The 18,995-nt window shown below is 66.4% G+C and carries 20 protein-coding genes; 14 read left to right on the forward strand and 6 right to left on the reverse strand.

Annotated elements, in window-relative coordinates:
* Position 1: 1 nt before the first annotated feature.
* Positions 2-1,336: an NAD(P)/FAD-dependent oxidoreductase gene (locus VAPA_RS20230; protein WP_021008623.1), complete on the reverse strand. Its 1,335-nt coding sequence runs from the start codon at positions 1,334-1,336 to the stop codon at positions 2-4.
* 221 nt (positions 1,337-1,557) lie between these two features.
* On the opposite strand from VAPA_RS20230, the gene VAPA_RS20235 reads away from it, so the two are divergent.
* The 12 genes from VAPA_RS20235 (at position 1,558) to VAPA_RS20290 (ending at position 13,952) form a co-directional block, all read left to right on the forward strand.
* A complete protein-coding gene (locus tag VAPA_RS20235; protein WP_021008624.1) occupies positions 1,558-3,861 on the forward strand; it encodes an NADP-dependent malic enzyme in 2,304 nt (767 codons plus the stop codon).
* 229 nt (positions 3,862-4,090) lie between these two features.
* Positions 4,091-5,005: a dihydrodipicolinate synthase family protein gene (locus VAPA_RS20240; RefSeq protein WP_021008625.1), complete on the forward strand. Its 915-nt coding sequence runs from the start codon at positions 4,091-4,093 to the stop codon at positions 5,003-5,005.
* A gap of 25 nt (positions 5,006-5,030) precedes the next feature.
* Positions 5,031-5,645 carry a TRAP transporter small permease gene (locus tag VAPA_RS20245; RefSeq protein ID WP_021008626.1) on the forward strand — a complete coding sequence of 205 codons (615 nt, stop codon included), beginning with the start codon at positions 5,031-5,033 and terminating at the stop codon, positions 5,643-5,645.
* Position 5,646: 1 nt separating this feature from the next.
* Entirely contained in the window at positions 5,647-6,912 is a 1,266-nt protein-coding gene (locus tag VAPA_RS20250; protein ID WP_021008627.1) for a TRAP transporter large permease, read from the forward strand.
* Positions 6,913-6,960: 48 nt separating this feature from the next.
* On the forward strand, positions 6,961-7,959 hold the full coding sequence (locus VAPA_RS20255) for a TRAP transporter substrate-binding protein (RefSeq protein ID WP_021008628.1): 999 nt from the start codon (positions 6,961-6,963) through the stop codon (positions 7,957-7,959).
* 213 nt (positions 7,960-8,172) lie between these two features.
* Entirely contained in the window at positions 8,173-9,207 is a 1,035-nt protein-coding gene (locus VAPA_RS20260; RefSeq protein ID WP_021008629.1) for an ABC transporter substrate-binding protein, read from the forward strand.
* Positions 9,207-10,064, forward strand: coding sequence for an ABC transporter ATP-binding protein (locus VAPA_RS20265; RefSeq protein WP_021008630.1), 858 nt, complete (start codon positions 9,207-9,209; stop codon positions 10,062-10,064). The genes VAPA_RS20260 and VAPA_RS20265 overlap by 1 nt, the downstream gene beginning before the upstream one ends.
* Before the next feature lie 9 nt (positions 10,065-10,073).
* Positions 10,074-10,844, forward strand: coding sequence for an ABC transporter permease (locus VAPA_RS20270; RefSeq protein ID WP_021008631.1), 771 nt, complete (start codon positions 10,074-10,076; stop codon positions 10,842-10,844).
* Between the two features lie 10 nt (positions 10,845-10,854).
* The gene (locus VAPA_RS20275) at positions 10,855-11,337 is read left to right on the forward strand and encodes a nucleoside deaminase (protein ID WP_021008632.1); all 483 of its coding nucleotides are present in this window, start codon (positions 10,855-10,857) and stop codon (positions 11,335-11,337) included.
* 180 nt (positions 11,338-11,517) lie between these two features.
* A complete protein-coding gene (locus VAPA_RS20280) occupies positions 11,518-12,546 on the forward strand; it encodes an ABC transporter substrate-binding protein (RefSeq protein ID WP_021008633.1) in 1,029 nt (342 codons plus the stop codon).
* A 6-nt stretch (positions 12,547-12,552) separates the two neighbouring features.
* Positions 12,553-13,542 (forward strand): isopenicillin N synthase family dioxygenase, encoded by a 990-nt coding sequence (locus VAPA_RS20285; protein ID WP_021008634.1) that lies wholly within the window; start codon positions 12,553-12,555, stop codon positions 13,540-13,542.
* The gene (locus tag VAPA_RS20290; RefSeq protein WP_021008635.1) at positions 13,539-13,952 is read left to right on the forward strand and encodes a VOC family protein; all 414 of its coding nucleotides are present in this window, start codon (positions 13,539-13,541) and stop codon (positions 13,950-13,952) included. The genes VAPA_RS20285 and VAPA_RS20290 overlap by 4 nt, the downstream gene beginning before the upstream one ends.
* 7 nt (positions 13,953-13,959) lie before the next feature.
* Here the strand turns inward: VAPA_RS20290 and VAPA_RS20295 are convergent, their stop codons facing one another.
* From VAPA_RS20295 to VAPA_RS20305, 3 genes are all read right to left on the reverse strand, one after another.
* Positions 13,960-14,214 carry an oxidoreductase-like domain-containing protein gene (locus VAPA_RS20295; protein WP_021008636.1) on the reverse strand — a complete coding sequence of 85 codons (255 nt, stop codon included), beginning with the start codon at positions 14,212-14,214 and terminating at the stop codon, positions 13,960-13,962.
* 42 nt (positions 14,215-14,256) lie between these two features.
* Positions 14,257-15,153, reverse strand: a complete 897-nt coding sequence (lpxO, locus tag VAPA_RS20300) for a lipid A hydroxylase LpxO (protein WP_021008637.1) — start codon at positions 15,151-15,153, stop codon at positions 14,257-14,259.
* Positions 15,154-15,298: 145 nt separating this feature from the next.
* Positions 15,299-16,168 (reverse strand): NAD(P)-dependent oxidoreductase, encoded by an 870-nt coding sequence (locus VAPA_RS20305; RefSeq protein ID WP_021008638.1) that lies wholly within the window; start codon positions 16,166-16,168, stop codon positions 15,299-15,301.
* A gap of 124 nt (positions 16,169-16,292) precedes the next feature.
* Between VAPA_RS20305 and VAPA_RS20310 the strand changes: the two genes are divergently transcribed.
* The gene (locus tag VAPA_RS20310) at positions 16,293-16,625 is read left to right on the forward strand and encodes a winged helix-turn-helix transcriptional regulator (RefSeq protein WP_021008639.1); all 333 of its coding nucleotides are present in this window, start codon (positions 16,293-16,295) and stop codon (positions 16,623-16,625) included.
* A gap of 16 nt (positions 16,626-16,641) precedes the next feature.
* Here the strand turns inward: VAPA_RS20310 and VAPA_RS20315 are convergent, their stop codons facing one another.
* On the reverse strand, positions 16,642-17,040 hold the full coding sequence (locus VAPA_RS20315) for an OsmC family protein (protein WP_021008640.1): 399 nt from the start codon (positions 17,038-17,040) through the stop codon (positions 16,642-16,644).
* Between the two features lie 55 nt (positions 17,041-17,095).
* Positions 17,096-17,563 carry a winged helix-turn-helix transcriptional regulator gene (locus VAPA_RS20320; RefSeq protein WP_021008641.1) on the reverse strand — a complete coding sequence of 156 codons (468 nt, stop codon included), beginning with the start codon at positions 17,561-17,563 and terminating at the stop codon, positions 17,096-17,098.
* Between the two features lie 128 nt (positions 17,564-17,691).
* Between VAPA_RS20320 and VAPA_RS20325 the strand changes: the two genes are divergently transcribed.
* Positions 17,692-18,993: a D-amino acid dehydrogenase gene (locus VAPA_RS20325; protein WP_021008642.1), complete on the forward strand. Its 1,302-nt coding sequence runs from the start codon at positions 17,692-17,694 to the stop codon at positions 18,991-18,993.
* Positions 18,994-18,995 lie beyond the last annotated feature (2 nt).

Genomic DNA, 18,995 nt, shown 5'->3' on the forward strand with positions numbered 1-18,995 from the left:
CTCAGGACTTCGCAGTCTCCAGAGACTCTTTCAGGTTGCGCCGGCGCCATGCCCAGGTCTTGATGGCCTGCGGCAGGATGCCGATGCACGAGGCGTAGTACGTTACCTTGAAGCCCCAGAAGCGCGGACCGATGGGCGTGTTGCGGAACAGGTCGCCTGCCAGGATGGACAGCAGCGCCTCCTGCATGCGCCAGATGTTGCGCGGGTTCATGAACAGCCGGCGGATGGCCGGCGAGGTGATGCGGTAGATGAACCACGAGAACATCCTGGGGCCGTGCTTCATCACCTTGTCGAAGCGGCGGAAGGCCTTCTCGGCTTCCTTCATCTCGCCCTTGAGCCAGAAGTCGGCCGCGGCGGCGCTCTCGAAGGCGCTGTTCATCGCCAGGTACACGCCCGACGAGAACATCGGGTCGACGAAGGCATAGGCGTCGCCGACCATCATGAAGCGGTCGCCGCGGCAGAACTTGGAGTCGTAGGCGTAGTTGCCGGTAGTGGTGGCGCCTTCCATCAGCGTGGCGTTCTTCAGGCGCGCGGCCAGCTTGGGCGCGAGCGCGATGGTTTCCATCAGGAACTCCTCGAGCGTGCCCTTGCGCCGCTTGAAATACGCGGGCGAAGCCACGGCGCCGACGCTCACGGTGCCGTCCTTCAGCGGGATGTACCAGAACCAGCCGTGATCGAACCAGAAGAGCGAGATATTGCCTTCGTAGCGGCCCGGCCGGCGCTCCGCATTCTCGAAGTGGCCGAACAGGGCCGCGCTGGCGTGCTTGCGGTTGCGCTGCTTGGCGTCGAACTGGTTCGACAGCACCGTGTCGCGGCCGCTCGCATCGATCACGAAGCGCGGACGCCAGCTGGTTTCGGTGCCGTCCTCGGCCTTGATCTTCACCAGCGCGCGGTTGTCCGCGCCCTTGCCGGCGTCCATGTCCACGCCCATGACGCGCTGGCCTTCGAAGGTGCGCGCACCGCGCCTGGCGGCATGGCGGAACAGCAGCTCGTCGAACTCCGAGCGGCGCACGTGCACCGCATACGGAAAGCTCTTGTCCATGGCCTCGCCAAAGAAGAAGTGGCTGGTGTGGTCATGCCACGGCGAGACGAACTCGGCGCCGTGCTTGGCAATGCCGATGGCCTCCACCTCGGTGCGCACGCCCAGGCGGTCGAACAGCGGCATGTTCATCGGCAGCAGCGATTCGCCGATGTGAAAGCGCGGATGGTGCGCCTTCTCGAACAGCACCACGTCGTGGCCCTTGTCCGCAAGCAGCGCGGCCACGGTGGAGCCCGCCGGGCCCCCGCCGATGACCACGACGTCGGGCTCTGTACTCGTGAAAGGTCCGGGCGTCATGCGCTCCCCTCCTGGGTCGTTCTTCGTTGTTGATGGTGGCCGGCCGCCAGGCCGACGCACGGGGTGTTGGCCAAGAGTTAAAACTTGGTAACAGCCGGGAGTTTAGCGAGTCGGCATGCCGGGAATTCACGCCCGCCGCACCAAAAACCCGTGCCCACCCGCTGAGGATGCGGCACTTTTTGCGGTAGCCTCATTGCCCGTCAGAAACAAGGAGACTTTTCATGGCTGCTCCCCTGTCACCCGCCGAAGAAGCACTTCGCGAAGCAGCGCGCGAATACCACCGCTCGCCCGTCAAGGGCAAGATTTCCATCAGCCCGACCAAGCCGCTGCTGAACCAGCGCGACCTGTCGCTGGCCTATTCGCCCGGCGTGGCCTACCCCTGCCTCGACATCGCGGCCGATCCGTCGATGGCGGCCGAGTTCACCGCGCGCGGCAACCTGGTGGGCGTCGTCACCAACGGCACCGCCGTGCTGGGCCTGGGCAACATCGGCCCGCTGGCCGCCAAGCCCGTGATGGAGGGCAAGGGCTGCCTGTTCAAGAAATTTGCCGGCATCGACGTGTTCGACATCGAACTGGCCGAGAACGACCCCGACAAGCTGGTCGAGATCATCGCGGCGCTCGAGCCCACGCTGGGCGGCATCAACCTCGAGGACATCAAGGCGCCCGAGTGCTTCTACATCGAGAAGAAGCTGCGCGAGCGAATGAACATCCCGGTGTTCCATGACGACCAGCACGGCACGGCCATCATCTCGGCCGCGGCGCTCATCAACGGCCTCGAACTGGTCGGCAAGAAGATCGAGGAGGTGAAGATCGCCGTCTCCGGCGCCGGCGCGGCCGCCATTGCCTGCCTCGACGTGATGGTGGGCCTGGGCGCCAAGCCCGCCAACATCTACGCCTGCGACTCCAAGGGCCTGATCTACATGGGCCGCGCGGGCGGCTTCGACGAATCCAAGGCACGCTACGCCCAGAAAGACACCGGCGCCCGCACCCTGGCCGACGTGGTGAAGGACGCCGATGTGTTCCTGGGCTGTTCCGCGCCCGGCGTGATGAGCGCCGACATGGTGAAGACCATGGCCGGCCAGCCGATCATCCTGGCGCTGGCCAACCCCGAGCCCGAGATCCGGCCCGAACTCGCCAAGGCGGTGCGGCCCGACTGCATCATCGCCACCGGCCGCTCGGACTACCCGAACCAGGTCAACAACGTGCTGTGCTTCCCGTACATCTTCCGCGGGGCGCTCGACTGCGGCGCCAGCAAGATCACGGAGGAAATGAAGCTGGCCTGCGTGCGCGAGATCGCCGAACTCACCAAGGCCGACATCAGCGAGGAAGTGGCCACGGCCTATGCCGGGCAGGAGCTGTCCTTCGGGCCCGACTACATCATTCCGAAGCCCTTCGATTCGCGGCTCATCCTGCGTATCGCGCCGGCCGTGGCCAAGGCGGCCGCCGCCTCGGGCGTGGCCACGCGCCCCATCGAGGACATGGATGCCTACCGCCAGCACCTGACGCGCTTCGTCTACCAGACCAGCATGTTCATGCGGCCGGTGTTCGGCGCCGCCAAGATCGCCGCGTCCAAGCGCGTGGCCTACGCCGAGGGCGAGGACGAGCGCGTGCTGCGCGCCGCGCAGTGGGCCATCGACGAAGGCCTGGCCCAGCCCATCCTGGTGGGGCGCCCGGCCGTGATCGAGGCGCGCATCCAGAAGGCCGGCCTGCATATCCGCGCAGGCACCGACTTCGAGATCGTCAATCCCGAGGACGATCCGCGCTTTCGCATCTACTGGGAGAGCTTCCACAAGCTCATGGGCCGCCGCGGCGTCACGCCCGAGGCCGCCAAGACCATGGTGCGCCGCTCCAACACCACCATCGCGGCACTGATGATGCACCTGGGCGATGCCGACGCCATGATCTGCGGCCTGGTCGGGCGCTTCGATGTGCACCTGGAGCACATCCGCAACCTGATCGGCCTGAAGCGCGGCGCGCCGGGCTTCGCCACGCTCAACGCGCTCACGCTCGAGAAGCGCACGGTGTTCATCACCGACACCAACGTGAACGAAGACCCGAGCGCCGAGCTGCTGGCGAGCATTGCGTTGATGGCGGCCGAAGAGGTGCGCCGCTTCGGGCTGCCGCCGAAGGTGGCCTTTCTCTCGCACTCGAACTACGGCACCTCGAGCCGCGGCTCGGCACGCAAGATGCGGCTCGCGCGCGACCTGTTCGCGCAGATGGCGCCCGACATCGAATGCGACGGCGAGATGCACGGCGACGCGGCGCTGTCGGAAGAAGTGCGCCGCACCGCCCTGCCCGAGACCACGCTCACCGGCGAGGCCAACCTGCTCGTGTGCCCGAACCTCGACTCGGCCCACATCCTCTACAACGTGCTGAAGATGACGGGCGCCAACGGCATCACGGTCGGCCCGATCCTGCTGGGGGCCGCGGGCTCGGCGCATGTGCTCACGCCGTCGTCGACCGTGCGGCGCGTGGTCAACATGACGGCGCTGGCGGTGGCGAACGCGACGACCGCGCTGAAGTAGGCCGCTTCCGCTTTCCCTGAACCGACGCCCCGCTGCAGCACGCAGCGGGGCGTTTTTCATTGCGGGCCGGTCGGTGTATGCACCGTTTTCGCCCGCTCATCATCTTTTCGGCTGGCATGCAATCTGCTAATACCCTGAGCGGATATCTTAAATATCTTATTAATATATTTAAAGAAACCACGACCCTCCAGGCCCTTCGTCAACCTTCCTCGACTTCCAGAAGCACCTCATGAGCAATCCCCGCTGGCAAGGCATCTTCCCCGCCATCACCACCAAGTTCCACGCCGACGAAAGCATCGATGCCGAAGGCACCGCGCGGCACATCGACTTCCAGATCCGCAACGGCATCCACGGCCTCGTCACCTGCGGCTCGCTGGGCGAGGCCAGCACGCTCACGCTCGAAGAAAAGCTGCAGGTGGCGAAGATCGCCCTGGAAGCGGCCGACGGCCGCATCCCCGTGCTGGCCAATGTGTCGGAAACCAGCACGCGCGAGGCGCTGCGGTACGTGGACGGGGCCAACCAGCTCGGCGTCGCCGGCTTCATGGTGATGCCCTCGGTGATCTACGTGGCCGATGCGCGCGAGGCGATGCTCAACGTGCGCACCATCGCCCATGCGGCGCAAAAACCCATCATGGTCTACAACAACCCGGTGGCCTACCGGGTGGACCTGAAGCCCGAGCACATGCTGGAGCTGGCGGACTGCGAATGGATCGCGGCCATCAAGGAGAGCTCGGACGACATCCGCCGCATCACGGACCTGCGCAACACGGTGGGCGATCGCTACCAGCTGTTCCTGGGGGTGGACGACCTGGCCTATGAAGGGCTGGCGCTGGGCTGCGACGGCCTGCTGGCCGGGGTGGGCTGCGCGTTCCCGCGCGAGACGGTGGCGCTGTACGACCTGATGAAGGCCGGGAAATTCGCCGAGGCGCTGAAGCTGTACCAGTGGATGACGCCGATGCTGCACCTGGACGTGTCGACCAAGCTGGTGCAGAACCTGAAGCTGATCGACGTGCTGGTGGGCGTGGGCAGCGAGCACATGCGCCGCCCGCGGCTGCCGCTCATCGGCCAGGAGCGCGCGGCCATCGAGGCCATCGTGAAGCAGGCGCTGGCCACGCGGCCGGCGCAGTACCAGTCGGTTGCCTGAAGGGCGCGCCCTTCTCTTTCTCACCATGGAAGAACACGCCTTGGAACGCGGGGGCTTCTCCCGCCAGGTGCTCGATGCGTCCGACTTCGTGCTGCGCTGCGAACGCCGCCTGCTCTCGGGCCTGATGGGCCTGCTCATCGTGCTGGTGCTGTTGAACGTGGTCACGCGCTATGGCGGCGTGCCGCTCTACTGGGTCGACGAAGCTTCCGTCTATTGCGTGGTGTGGCTCACCTTCATCGGTGCCTCGGCGATGACGCGGCTGCGGCTGGACTTTGCAGTGACGCTGCTCACCGACAAGCTCGGCGAGAAGGCCGTGCGCGTCGCCAAGGCCACCGCCTCCGGGGGCGTGCTGCTGCTGGGTCTCGCGCTGCTGGCGATGTGCTGGCTCTACATGGACCCGGTGGGCATCGTGCGCTGGGGTTTCGATGCCAAGGAGTACGCGGCCGAATCCTTCAACTTTCTCTACACCGAGCGCACGCAGACGCTGAACTGGCCGACCTGGGCCATCCAGCTGATCCTGCCGGTCTTCTCGCTCACCCTCAGCCTGCATGCGCTGTCCAACCTCATCGAAGACCTCGGCCTGCAGCCCAGGCGCACGCACACCGAGTTCCATGTCACCAACGCAGACGCGGTGAACTGAAATGCTGACCTCCCTCTTCTTCCTCGCGATCATGCTGGTGGGCGTGCCGATCGGCGCCTGCCTGTGCCTTGCAGGCATCGTCTACATCCTCAACTCCGGCGACACGGTGCTGTTCCAGTCGTTCCCGGTGCAGATGTTCGGCGGCGTCGACAGCTACAGCCTCATTGCGATTCCGCTGTTCATCCTGATCGGCGAGATCATGAACGGCGGCGGCATCACGAAGCGGCTGGTCGACCTCGCGCTGGCCTTCATCGGCTCGGTGAAGGGCGGCCTCGCCTACGTGAACATCCTGGCCAACATGCTGGTGTCGTCGATCATCGGCTCGGCCACCGCGCAGGTCGCCATCATGAGCCAGATCATGGTGCCGGAGATGGAGAAGCAGGGCTACGACAAGACATTTGCGGCCGGCATCACGGTGTATGGCGGCATGCTGGGGCCGATCATTCCGCCCTCGGTGATGTTCGTGGTGTACAGCGTGCTCGCGCAGGTGGCGGTGGGCGACATGCTCATTGCCGGCATCATCCCCGGCGTGATCCTCACGGTGCTGTTCTTCATCGTGATTGCGTGCATGGGGCTGGTCTACAACTACCCGCGCACCGAGAAGCGCACCATCCGGCAGCGCCTGCACACGATGCTCACGGCCTGCCCGACGCTGCTGATCCCCATCGTGATCGTCGGCTCGATCCTCGGCGGCTTCGCCAACCCGACCGAGGCGGCCGCCGTGGGCGCGGTGGCCGCGGTGCTGGTGGGCCGCTACGTCACGAAGGAATTCCGCTTCGCGATGATTCCTCAGATCCTGCTGAAGTCGGCGATCTACTCGGCGGTGGTGCTGTTCCTGGTGGCCGCGGCGGCGGTGTTCTCGTGGCTGCTGATCTACGGCAAGGTGCCGCAAGCCACGGCCGCCTGGATCCAGACCGTGGCGAAAGACCCGATCGCGTTCCTGCTGCTGGTGAACCTGATCCTGCTGGTGATCGGCACCGTGATCGACGGCATTCCGGGGCTGATCATGACGGTGCCCATCCTGCTGCCCATTGCCACCGAGATCTACGGCATCGACCCGCGCCACTTCGGCGTGGTGGTGGTGATCAACCTCGTGCTGGGGCTGATGACGCCGCCCGTGGGCCTGAGCTTTTTCGTGGCCTCCGCCGTGACCGGCGCCAAGCCGGGAAAGATGTTCATCGTCACCCTGCCGTTCTTCCTGATCTGCTGCGCCGCACTGGTGCTGCTGTCGCTGTTCCCGAGCCTTTCGCTGGCCCTGCTCAAGTAGATCAGGCAGGCGCCCCCTTTTTCCCTTCACTCAACCCGGAGCCCCCGCATGTCCCTCTCTCGCCGCAAATTCGTCCAGGCCGCAGCCGGTACCGCCGCCGCGTCGTCCGCCCTCTTCGGCACCGTGTCGCGCGCGGCGGCCGCCAAGGAATTCCGCCTCGGCCTCATCACGCCGGCCGGCCACTCGTGGAACCGCGCCGCGCTGAGCTTCGGCGAAGCGCTCAAGAAAGCCACCGAGGGCCGCCTGAGCGCCACGGTGTTCCATTCGGGCCAGCTCGGCAACGAGTCGGCCATGATGCAGCAGCTGCAGTCCGGCGCCCTGGACATGGGCTGGATCCAGGCGGCCGAACTCGGCTCGCGCGTGGCCAGCGTGGCGGCCATCAACGCCCCCTACCTCGTGCGCTCGACCACCAACGTGGCCTCGCTGGTACGCACGCCCGCCGCGCTGAAGCTGCTCGACGTGCTGCCGCGCGAGACCGGCACCATCGGCCTGGGCTGGGGCATCACCGGCATGCGCGTGGTGTTCGCGACCAAGCCCATCTCCACGCCCACCGACCTCAAGGGCATGAAGCTGCGCATCAACCCGACGCCGGTGTACCGCGACTTCTACCAGCTGCTCGGCGCCGCGCCCACGCCCATTCCGACGCCGGCCGTTTTCGACGCCATGTCGAACGGCCAGGTCGACGGGCTCGAAGCGGACATCGAGTTCTCGTGGAACCAGCGCTTCGACCGCGTGGCCAAGACGATGCTGCCGATGAACGCGCTGTTCATGCCCTTCGCCCCGCTGGTGTCGGGCCGCATCTGGCAGACGCTCGACGGCAAGGACAAGGCACTCATCACAGATCTGGTCAAGCAGTCGCTCGACGCACAGATCAGGGACATCGTGACCACCGAGCTCGGCCTGATCGACAAGTTCAAGGCCAGCGGCATCGCCATCAAGAGCGACGCCGGCTACAACCCCGCGCCGATCATCGCGGAGTTCGACAAGATCTGGCTGCCCAAGGCGCCGCAGATCGCAGAGCTGCGCAAGATCGGCGCGGCGCTCTGAGCCAAGGCGCCGCGCGGGCCGGCAGGCACGCCGGCGCCCCATGCTGGTTCAACCTTCACGCTTCTTTTGGCTGAAACCTGCGAGAACTCCCAAGGAGGGTGCGCCATTGCCCCAGTTGCGCACCGCAACAGTTCCGCGGAAGGGTTCGCACCAATCGCGTGCGGGCACCGTTTTTGCTTGAATGCAGAAGCATTCACCTACAACGGATCCCGCATGAACAAGCGCCAACTGCTCCAGTCCTTCCTCGCCGCCTCGGCCCTCAGCTTCGGCCTTTCCTCGGCCCTGGCCCAGCCCACGACGCCGATCAAGTTCCAGCTCGACTGGCGCTTCGAAGGACCGGCCGCCCTGTTCCTGCATCCTGCCGCCAAGGGCTACTTCAAGGCCGCAGGCCTCGACGTGACCATCGACGCGGGCAACGGCTCGGGCGGCACGGTCACGCGCGTGGCCTCGGGCGCCTACGACATGGGCTTTGCCGACCTCGCCGCGCTGATGGAATTCCACGCCAACAACCCCGACAGCCCCAACAAGCCGGTCGCGGTGATGATGGTCTACAACAACACGCCGGCCTCGGTCATGGCGCTCAAGAAGAGCGGCATTGCCAAGCCGGCCGACCTGGCCGGCAAGAAGCTCGGTGCGCCGGTGTTCGACGCGGGCCGCCGCGCGTTCCCGATCTTTGCCAAGGCCAACAACATCGGCGCGGTCAACTGGACCGCCATGGACCCGACGCTGCGCGAAACCATGCTGATCCGCGGCGACATCGACGCGATCACCGGCTTCACCTTCACCTCGCTGCTGAACCTGGAGGCGCGCGGCGCCAAGGCCGCCGACATCGTCGTGCTGCCCTACCCCGACTACGGCGTGAAGCTCTACGGCAACGTGATCATCGCGTCGCCCAAGCTCATCAAGGAGAACCCGGAAGCGGTGAAGAAATTCCTCTCGGCCTTTGCCAAGGGCGCGAAGGAAGTGATCGCCAATCCGGCGGTGGCCATCGAATCGGTCAAGGCGCGCGACGGCATCATCGACAGCAAGCTCGAAACCCGCCGCCTGCAGCTGGCCATCGACACCGTGATCAACAGCGCCGACGCGCGCAGCGAAGGCTTCGGCACGGTCAATGCCGGCCGCATGTCGCTGATGGCCTCGCAGGTGTCGGACGCATTCAACACCAAGACCCGCGTGAGCCCCGACGCCGTGTGGACCGCCGCGCTGCTGCCGCCCGCGGCCGAACTCAACGGCGTGCTGCGCAAGTGATGGCGGACGCATCGAACGCGGCCGCTGCTTCCTTCGTCGACTTCCAGGACGTCTGGCTCGCCTACAACGAAGAGCTCCTGCGCGAGAACCACTTCGCGGTCGAAGCCATCGACCTGAAGGTCAAGCGCGGGGAGTTCATTGCCATCGTCGGGCCTTCGGGCTGCGGCAAGTCGACCTTCATGAAGCTCACCACGGGCCTCAAGATGCCCTCGATGGGCAAGATCCGCATCGACGGCCAGCCTGTGACCGGGCCGCTCAAGATCTCGGGCATGGCCTTTCAGGCGCCTTCGCTGCTGCCGTGGCGCACCACGGTCGACAACGTGCTGCTGCCGCTCGAGATCGTCGAGCCTTATCGCTCGAACTTCAAGGCCAAGCGCAAGGAATACGTCGAGCGAGCGCGCAAGCTGCTGCAGAAGGTGGGCCTCGCGGGCTACGAGGACAAGTTCCCGTGGCAGCTCTCCGGCGGCATGCAGCAGCGCGCGAGCATCTGCCGCGCGCTCATCCACGAACCCAAGATGCTGCTGCTCGACGAGCCCTTCGGCGCGCTCGACGCCTTCACGCGCGAGGAGCTCTGGTGCATCCTGCGCGACCTCTGGACCGAGCAGCAGTTCAACGTCATCCTGGTGACGCACGACCTGCGCGAATCGGTGTTCCTGGCCGACACGGTGTACGTGATGAGCAAGAGCCCCGGCCGCTTCGTGGTCAAACGCGAGATCGAGCTGCCGCGCCCGCGCGAACTGGAGCTCACCTACACCAAGGAGTTCACCGACATCGTGCTGGAGCTGCGCGGCCACATCGGCGCCATCCGCAACACGGGCATCAGCGCGGCGCAAACGGCCGCTGCGGTGTCTCACTGAAGGCGCGCCATGAAGAACACCAAGCAAATCGAACGCTGGTCGCCCTGGCTGCTGCTCGTGGCCGTGATCCTGCTGTGGCAGGTGATCTGCGCGGGCTTCGGCGTCTCGGACTTCATCTTTCCGAGCCCGCTGCGCATCTGGACCCAGTTCTGGGAGTTCAAGGAAATCATCGCGGGCCATGCGTGGCGCACCTTCTGGGTCACGATGGCGGGCTTCGGCCTGGCCATTGTGGTGGGTGTGCTGCTGGGCTTCGTGATCGGGAGTTCGCGCATCGCCTATGCGGCGATCTATCCGCTGATGACGGCCTTCAACGCACTGCCCAAGGCAGCCTTCGTGCCCATCCTCGTGGTGTGGTTCGGCATTGGCGTGGGCCCGGCAATCCTCACGGCCTTTTTGATCAGCTTCTTCCCGATCATGGTCAACATCGCCACCGGCCTTGCCACGCTGGAGCCCGAGCTCGAAGACGTGCTGCGCGTGCTCGGCGCCAAGCGCTGGGACGTGCTCATGAAGATCGGCCTGCCGCGCTCCATGCCCTACTTCTTCGGCTCGCTCAAGGTGGCGATCACGCTGGCGTTCGTCGGCACCACGGTGAGCGAGATGACCGCGGCCAACGAAGGCATCGGCTACCTGCTCATTTCGGCCGGATCGGCCATGCAGATGGGCCTGGCCTTCGCGGGCCTGATGGTGGTGGGCGCGATGGCCATGCTGATGTACGAGCTTTTCAGCGTGGTCGAGAAGCACACGACCGGCTGGGCGCACCGCGGTTCGCAGAACCAATGATGCGCGACGCATGACACGCGACCAGATCATCCGCGCGCTGCGACGCGCCGACGAGGTGGCCCGCCGCGCCATGGCCATGGGCCGCCATCCCTTCGGCGCAGTGCTCGTTGCGCCCGACGGCGAAACCATCCTGGCCGAGCAGGGCAACATCGACACGGTGAACCACGCCGAAGCCACGCTGGCGCGCCATGCCGCTCAGAACTGGCCGGCCGACTATTTGTGGCAATGCACCCTGGTGACGACCTTCGAGCCTTGCGCGATGTGTGCGGGCACCGGCTACTGGGCGCACATCGGCCGCATCGTCTACGGCGCGGAAGAAAGCGCCCTGCTCGCACTCACGGGCGACCACCCCGAGAACCCCACGCTGAGCCTGCCCTGCCGCGAAGTGTTCGCGCGCGGACAGAAGAAGATCGAGGTGATCGGCCCCGTGCCCGAAGTGGCGGAAGAAATGATCGCCACCCACCGCGGCTTCTGGGAAAGCCGCGGCGCATGAGGGCTGCTGGCACGAAACCTGCAAAACCCTCCACGGAGTAGAAGCGTTCACCGTTTCGCCGTGAAGACGCCCGATGACGGTGCGGCTTCTCCGCGCTTCGGCCGGAAATTGCTCTGGAGGCAGCACGCACGCGCTGCTTCCGGTGTCCTTTTTTCCAACGCCTACGGAGTGTTTTCATTCATGCAACGTCGTTCCCTCCTGCACGCGGCCGGCGCCACCGCCCTCGTCGCCGCCACGCCCTTCGTGCGCGCCCAGGGCTCGCTTCAGAAATTCAAGTTCAACCTCGGCTGGAAGATCGAAGCCTCCGGCGCCGGCTTCCTGCTCGCGCAGCAGCGCGGCTATTACAAGGACGCCGGGCTCGACGTGGCGATCGACACCGGCAACGGCTCGGCGTCGGCGATCAGCCTGGTCGGCAGCGGCGCCTACGACTGCGCGTCGGCCGACCTCGCGACCATGATCGAGTTCAACGTCAACAACCCGGGCGCCGGGCTCAAGGCCGTCGCGATCCAGTACGACCTGAATCCCAATGCGATCCTGGTGCGCAAGGGCGGGCCGATCGCCAAGCCGGCCGACCTGGCGGGCAAAGCCATCCTCGGCCAGCCCTTCAATGCTTCGCGCAAACTGTTTCCCGCCTTCGCCAAGGCGCAAGGCTTCGACCCGTCGGGCGTCAAGTGGGAGAACGTCGCGCCCGACATCGGCGACACGCGCTTCGTCAAGGGCGACTTCGACGCCTCGGCCTATTTCTTCTTCACCGGCCTGCTCAACCTCAAGGCCCGCGGCATGGGGCCGGAGCAGATCACGGTGTTCCGCTTTTCCGACCACGGCATGAAGTCGTACGGCAACGGCCTGGTGGCCAATGCGAAGAGCATGCAGGAGCAGGGCGATGCCATGAAGGCCTTCGTCAAGGCCACGACGCGCGGCTGGATCGAGGCGATCGCCGACCCGAAGGCGGGTGCCGCCGCCATCAAGGCGCGAGAGCCGCTGGCCAGCGAGGAGATCGAGCACGAGCGGCTGAAGCTGATCGTCGACGGCACCATGAAGACACCCGACACCCGCAGCAATGGCTGGGGCGCCGCCTCCACGGCGCGGCTGCAGGCCACGATCGACGAGACGGTCGGCGCCTTCGGCCTGAAGAGCAGCCCGCCGGTCGAGCAGCTCTGGACCGAGCGCTTTCTGCCGCCGGCGGCAGACCGCAAGCTCAAGGCCTGAGGCGCCATGTCGATCCCCATCCTCGACCTGCAGGAGGCGCTCGCGCCGGGCGGTGCGCGCAGCGCCGCGGTGGCGGCACAGCTGCGCGCCGCCGCCATGGCTTCGGGCTTCTTCTATGTGCGCAACCACGGCGTCAGCGGCGAGCTCGTGGCACGGCAGTTCTGCGTCGCGCACCAGCTGATGGCGCTCCCGCAGCAAAGGCGGCAGGCGCTGTCGATGCAGCTCTCGCCGACCATGCGCGGCTTCGAGAACATCGGCGCGCAGACGCTCGACGCCGCGGCCCGTCCCGACCTGAAGGAAAGCTTCTATTGCGGCATGGCCTACCCCGACGACCACCCCTACGTGCGCGCGGGCTACCAGACCTACGGCCACAACCAGTGGCCGAGCGAGCTGCCCGATGCGCCGGCGCAATGCGAGACCTACATCCGCACGATGCTCGGGCTCTCGACGCGACTGATGCAGCTCATGGCGCTGTCGCTGGGCCTGCCCGAGGACTACTTCGATGCGACCAGCGCGGACCCGATGGTCACGCTGCGCATGGTCCGCTACCCGGCCCATCCGGTGGATGCGGACGAACGCACCTTCGGCGCCGGCGCGCACACCGACTGGGGCGCCATCACCATCCTCGCGCAGGACGCGCATGGCGGCCTGGAAGTCTGCATGCCCGACGGCGACTGGGTCCCCGCAACGCCCGTCGAGGGCTGCTTCGTCGTCAACCTCGGCGACATGATCCCGCGCTGGACCAACGGCCTCTACCACTCCAACCCGCACCGCGTGCGCAACCTGCATTCGGGCGGAGCGCCGCGCTACTCGATTCCCTTCTTCTACGAACCCGGCTACTTCGCGCGCATCGAGGCCGTGCCGGGCACGGTGCCGGCCGGCGAAGCACCGCGCCATGCGCCCTGCACGGCGGGAGAGCACCTGCGCGAGATGTACCGCAAGACCTACGGACTGAAGACAGGCGCGACCGACGCAACTTCCGCGGCCAGTCCATGAAGCTCTGGTTCAACCTGCTGTGCCGCGACATCGAGTCGCAGATGCGCTTCTACGCCGCGCTGCTCGGTTGGCCCGAGGCGGTGCACAGCCGTTCGCCGATCTACCGCGCGCTGCAGCACGAGGGCGTGCAGTTCGGCTTCAACGCACCGCCCGCCTATGCGCTGCTCGGCCTGGACGAGCGCGCACCCGGTACTGGTGCCGAAACGGTGCCGCCCGTCACGGCCTATGCCACCTTCATGCTCGACACGCCATCGGCCGTCGACGCCGCTTCGGCGCAGGCCGCGGCGCTCGGCGGCCGCGTGCTGAAGGCACCCTATGCCACCTATTACGGCCAGTGGCAGGCCGTGCTCGCCGATCCGGAGCAGCACGTGTTCCGGGTCAGCTCACACACCCTGCCGCCGGGTGCATAGGCGGCCGTCAGGACGGTTGTTCATCGGTGCACGCGCCGCCGGTCAGCAGCAGCGCGGCCTCGTCGCGCCAGTAGGCCACGGCGGCCAGCCAGCCTTCCCACACGCAGCCGTTGCAGCCGCGCCCGCAGCAGGTGGTGGGCTCGGGCGGCGGCACGCGCAGGGCGAGCCGCTGCGCCAAGGCTTCGGACTGAACGGCCTCGATCAGCGCCTGGGCGCTGGCAAGGTCGATCGGCAGGGGCAGGTCTTTGTCTGCGAGGGACATGGGCGGGCAGTGGTGGCCGGGCACCGCGCGGCAGGCTTGCGCCTACCAGAAGATCCAGAGCGCCAGGCCGCCGAAGATCGACCATTTCACGAGGTAGTACACCCGCTTGTCCCAGGCCTTGAGCCGCTTGCCGATCACGCGGATCTGGTAGATGTACTTGAACGCGCGGTTGATGCCGCCCGTCTTGTCGCCGGCCTCGTTGGGCGAACTGGCGGCAGCGAGCAGGTTCTTGGCGAACCAGCGGTTCACGGCGCTGGCCCAGCGGTACTTCAGCGGACGCTCGATGTCGCAGAACAGGATCACGCGGTCGTGGTCGGTCGTGTTCTCGGCGTAGTGGATGTAGGTTTCATCGAACACCACGGCCTCGCCGTCGCGCCAGTGGTAGCGCTGGCCGTCCACGTCGATGTAGCAGCCCTCGACGCCCGGTGTCCACAGGCCCAGGTGGTAGCGCAACGAACCGGCGAAGGGATCGCGGTGGCGCACGAGGCGGCTGCCTGGCGGCAGCTCGGCGAACATCGCCGCCTTGATGGTGCCGATGCCCTTGAGCAATTCGGTGGTGCGCGGGCAAAGCACGGCCGCCGACGGATGCGCCTCGTCATACCACTTCAGGTAGAAGCGCTTCCAGCCGCTCTTGAAGAAGGAGTTGAAGCCCACGTCGTTGAACTGGCTCGAGGCCTTGATGCTGCCGCCGTTGCGCATGGCGAGCGCCTCTTCGCGGATGACCTGCCAGTTCTCCTCGAGCACGCGCATCTCGGGGAACTGCGCGGGCGACAGGTACGGCGTGCTCGGCACCTTCGAGAAGATGTACATGAAGGCGTTCAGCGGCGCCAGGAAGGTCGAGTGATCAGACAGCTGTCTGAAGAAACGATGCCGGACCTGGCCGCGGAAATGAACGTAGAGCGCGCTGAGCGCGAAGATGGCAAGAATGACCCACTTCATTGTTGAAAGTGTCCTGTAGACGGCGCCGGGGCTAACCGGGTAGTGTAAATCGTCGCCCCAAATTGGACCTGACCGCGCCTTTTGGCCGTGCCCCGAAGGAGGTTTCAGGGTGCGCCGCACGGGCTGGGGTGGGTCGCCCGCCGTGTCAGCGCAGCAGCTTGATCAGCGCCGCGATCTCCTCGCCGCCGAGCCCCGCCGCATCGGCGCGCTTGAAAAGGCCCGCGGCGAAAGCCGGGAATTCGGTGCTGATGCCCGCCTCCTGTGCCGTCTGCAGTATGCGCTGCGTCGCCTCGACCGAGATGCGCATCGGACTCTGCGAGACCGTGAAATCGCCGGACTGGATCACGGCGCCCTCGTGCTGAAGGAAGGCGGCGAAGGTCGGCATGATCCCGGCCACGACGCGGCCGTACTCGGCCACGTCGAACCCCTCGTGCTCGGCGATGCGCGCGCCATGCATGAACCCGAGCAGCGTGCCATAGATGGTGGAAAGCGTCGCCAGGTCCATGGCCGCCGCGGCGCTGGCCTTCTCACCCAGGTACACGATGCCGCCGCCCAACGCCTTCAGCAGCGGCTCGGCCTCGCGGAAAGCAGCTTGTGCGCCCGACATGAGGATCGGCGTGTCGGGCTGCCCCATCTGGTCCGGAGCGGCCTGGATCGCGCCTTCGAGATGGCTGGCGCCATGCCGATGGGCCCAGGCCTCGGCCGCGAGCGCGTCGCGGGGGCTGCCGGTGGTCAGCTGGACCAGCAGGCGGCCATCCATCGCCGCCGCGACGCCATCCATCGCGAGGATGGCCTCGGCGGCGCGGTAGTCGTAGACGCACATCACTGCCGTCCTGGCGGCGCGCACCGCCTCGGCTGCGCTGCGCGCCCGCACCGCGCCCTTCGCGACCAGCGCATCGGCTTTCTCCGCCGTGCGGTTCCACACCGTGACCGTGTAGCCCTGGTCGAGATAAAGCCGTGCGATGGCAATGCCCATCGAGCCCAGGCCCAGAACGGAAACTTCCTTGTTGCTCATGGCGATTCCAATGCAGATCTTGCAGGTTGTGTTGATGCCTGCATCGTAGGAATTCCACTTGCCAACAGTCAAGTACCTACCATAAAGTGAGGTACTTACCGAAACGCATGTATTGGAACGGCTCATGAAGGCAAAGAAGCCCTACAACTGCGGCATCGGCCCCGCATTCGAAGTCATCGGCGGCAAATGGAAAGCAGTGATCCTCTGGGAGCTTCACGTGCAGGCGCGCCGCTTCGGCGAACTGCGGCGCCTCTTGCCCGACATCAGCGAGAAGATGCTGATCCAGCAATTGCGGGAGTTGGAGGCGGACGGCCTGGTGCACCGCGAGGTGTTCCACGAGGTGCCGCCGCGGGTGGAATATTCGGAGACGAAGCTCGGTGCATCGCTCAATGCGGCACTCGGGCCGCTGGCCGATTGGGGCGACCGCTATGCGAAGCGCGCGAACGCCGCGCGCTGAATGAGAGGCGGCCTCTTCAGGCCCAGCCGGTCTCGATCTCGGTCTTCACCTCGGTCATGAGCCGGTGCACCGGGCACTTGCCGGCCACGCGCAGCAGTTCGTCGCGCTGCGCCTCGGTCAGCTCGCCGGTCACGCGCAAGCTCGACTTCAGCCGGTAGACGCCCTTGCGCTCCTCGCTGTCGTCGCGGTCGACGACCACCTCGATGTCTTCCACCGGCATGCCCTTGCGGCGCGCATAGATCAGCACGGTGAGCGCCTTGCAGGCGGCCAGAGACGCGTCGTACAGGTCGTGCGGCTGCGGACCTGCATCGCTGCCGCCGCCGGCCTCCGAGGCATCGATGGGAATCTCGTGGTTGCGGATCTTGAGGATGTGACGCGTGCCGGTGATGCCGTCGCGCCGGACCGTGATGCTCATGCCGATGTCCTTGCGGGGTGTGAATGCCGGGCGCGATGGTAGCCCGCAACCCTGCTCAGCGGTCGACCGCAAGCATCAGTGTTTCCTTGATCTCCTCCATCACCACGTAGCTGTGCGATTCCGCCGCCACGGGCAGCTTCTTGAGGATGTCGCCCAAGAGGTGCCGGTATTCGCTCATGCCGCTCAGGCGTGCCTTCACCAGGTAGTCGAAGCTGCCCGACACCAGGTGGCACTCGAGCACCTCGGGCATGTGCAGCAGCTCCTTGCGCACCTTGTCGAACACCTCGCCCGATTTGGCCGAGAGCTTGATCTCCACGAACACCAGCAGCGTCTTGCCCAGCGCCTCGGGCGACACATGCGCGTGGTAGCCGCTGATGACGCCGTCGCGCTCCATGCGCTTCACGCGCTCGGCGCAAGGCGATGCCGACAGGCCGATGCGCTCGGCGAGTTCGGTCATGGAAATGCGGCCCTGGCGCTGCAGCACGTCGAGGATCTTGCGGTCGATACGGTCGAGTTCGGGCATTTCACTTCGCGCAGGCAGTTGGCAGGTTCTCTGCAGGAAATTTCACTGCAAAACTTCCAAAAACAATGAAATCCACTGCATTATGCACTTTAGATTCCATGCATTCACCTTCATTCGCGTAAATACCCATGAAAGTCATCGTTCTCGGCGGCGGCGTGATCGGCACCACCACGGCCTACTATCTCGCGCGCTCCGGCGCCGACGTGACGCTGCTCGACCGGCAGGCCGGCCCGGCCGAGGAAACCAGCTTCGGCAACGCCGGGCAGGTGTCGCCGGGCTATTCGACGCCATGGGCCGCGCCCGGCATTCCGCTGAAGGCCATCAAGTGGATGTTCCAGAAGCACGCGCCGCTGTCGATCCGGCCCGACGGCACGCTGTTCCAGCTGCGCTGGATGGCGGCGATGCTGCGCAACTGCTCGCCTGAACGCTACGCAGTCAACAAGGAACGCATGATGCGCGTGGCCGAGTACAGCCGCGGCTGCCTGCAGCAGCTGCGCGCGGAAACCGGCCTGCGCTACGAACACCGCACCGGCGGCACGCTGCAGCTGTTCCGCACGCAGGCGCAGCTCGACGCGGTACAGCGCGACATCGCGGTGCTCGAGGAATGCGGCGTGCCCTACGAACTGCTCGACCGCGATGCGCTCGCGCGCGTCGAACCCGCGCTGGCCGGCGCGCGCGACCGGCTCACGGGCGGCCTGCGCCTGCCGAACGACGAGACTGGCGACTGCCACCTGTTCACCCGCGGCCTGGCAGACATTGCGCGCGGCATGGGCGTGGACTTCCGCTTCGGCCAGGCGGTCGAAGGGCTCGAGATGGCGGGTGACCGCATCACCGGCGTGCGCACCAGCGCCGGCAAGATCCTCACGGCCGACCGCTACGTGATGGCCTTCGGCAGCTATTCGCGCGCCGCCATCGCATCGCTGGGGCTGGACATTCCGGTGTACCCCGTCAAGGGCTACTCGCTCACCGTGCCGCTGGTCGATGAATCGCTGGCGCCGCAATCGACCGTGCTCGACGAAACCTACAAGGTGGCCGTCACGCGCTTCGACAACCGCATCCGCGTGGGCGGCATGGCCGAACTCGGGGGCTTCGACCTGCGGCTGAATCCGCACCGCCGCGCCACGCTCGAAAAAGTGGTGAGCGACCTCTTCCCCGGCGGCGACCTGCCGCGCGCCACCTTCTGGACCGGCCTGCGCCCGATGACGCCGGACAGCACGCCCATCGTCGGCGCCACGCGCTATGCAAACCTGTTCCTCAACACCGGCCACGGCACGCTCGGCTGGACCATGGCCTGCGGCTCGGGCAAGCTCATCTCCGACCTCGTGACCGGCCAGCGTCCGGAGATCCGCACCGATGGCCTGGCGATGGACCGCTACGAACAGGGCTCATCGCGCGCAACGCGCCCGAACCCGGCGACGGCACACGCTTGATG

Source organism: Variovorax paradoxus B4, from assembly GCF_000463015.1.
Taxonomy (GTDB): Bacteria; Pseudomonadota; Gammaproteobacteria; order Burkholderiales; family Burkholderiaceae_C; genus Variovorax; species Variovorax paradoxus_E.

Coding starts and splice junctions, on each gene's coding strand:
- VAPA_RS20230 (WP_021008623.1), bottom strand. CDS start 1,336: ATGACGCCCGGACCTTTCACGAGTACAGAGCCCGACGTCGTGGTCATC.
- VAPA_RS20235 (WP_021008624.1), top strand. CDS start 1,558: ATGGCTGCTCCCCTGTCACCCGCCGAAGAAGCACTTCGCGAAGCAGCG.
- VAPA_RS20240 (WP_021008625.1), top strand. CDS start 4,091: ATGAGCAATCCCCGCTGGCAAGGCATCTTCCCCGCCATCACCACCAAG.
- VAPA_RS20245 (WP_021008626.1), top strand. CDS start 5,031: ATGGAAGAACACGCCTTGGAACGCGGGGGCTTCTCCCGCCAGGTGCTC.
- VAPA_RS20250 (WP_021008627.1), top strand. CDS start 5,647: ATGCTGACCTCCCTCTTCTTCCTCGCGATCATGCTGGTGGGCGTGCCG.
- VAPA_RS20255 (WP_021008628.1), top strand. CDS start 6,961: ATGTCCCTCTCTCGCCGCAAATTCGTCCAGGCCGCAGCCGGTACCGCC.
- VAPA_RS20260 (WP_021008629.1), top strand. CDS start 8,173: ATGAACAAGCGCCAACTGCTCCAGTCCTTCCTCGCCGCCTCGGCCCTC.
- VAPA_RS20265 (WP_021008630.1), top strand. CDS start 9,207: ATGGCGGACGCATCGAACGCGGCCGCTGCTTCCTTCGTCGACTTCCAG.
- VAPA_RS20270 (WP_021008631.1), top strand. CDS start 10,074: ATGAAGAACACCAAGCAAATCGAACGCTGGTCGCCCTGGCTGCTGCTC.
- VAPA_RS20275 (WP_021008632.1), top strand. CDS start 10,855: ATGACACGCGACCAGATCATCCGCGCGCTGCGACGCGCCGACGAGGTG.
- VAPA_RS20280 (WP_021008633.1), top strand. CDS start 11,518: ATGCAACGTCGTTCCCTCCTGCACGCGGCCGGCGCCACCGCCCTCGTC.
- VAPA_RS20285 (WP_021008634.1), top strand. CDS start 12,553: ATGTCGATCCCCATCCTCGACCTGCAGGAGGCGCTCGCGCCGGGCGGT.
- VAPA_RS20290 (WP_021008635.1), top strand. CDS start 13,539: ATGAAGCTCTGGTTCAACCTGCTGTGCCGCGACATCGAGTCGCAGATG.
- VAPA_RS20295 (WP_021008636.1), bottom strand. CDS start 14,214: ATGTCCCTCGCAGACAAAGACCTGCCCCTGCCGATCGACCTTGCCAGC.
- lpxO (WP_021008637.1), bottom strand. CDS start 15,153: ATGAAGTGGGTCATTCTTGCCATCTTCGCGCTCAGCGCGCTCTACGTT.
- VAPA_RS20305 (WP_021008638.1), bottom strand. CDS start 16,168: ATGAGCAACAAGGAAGTTTCCGTTCTGGGCCTGGGCTCGATGGGCATT.
- VAPA_RS20310 (WP_021008639.1), top strand. CDS start 16,293: ATGAAGGCAAAGAAGCCCTACAACTGCGGCATCGGCCCCGCATTCGAA.
- VAPA_RS20315 (WP_021008640.1), bottom strand. CDS start 17,040: ATGAGCATCACGGTCCGGCGCGACGGCATCACCGGCACGCGTCACATC.
- VAPA_RS20320 (WP_021008641.1), bottom strand. CDS start 17,563: ATGCCCGAACTCGACCGTATCGACCGCAAGATCCTCGACGTGCTGCAG.
- VAPA_RS20325 (WP_021008642.1), top strand. CDS start 17,692: ATGAAAGTCATCGTTCTCGGCGGCGGCGTGATCGGCACCACCACGGCC.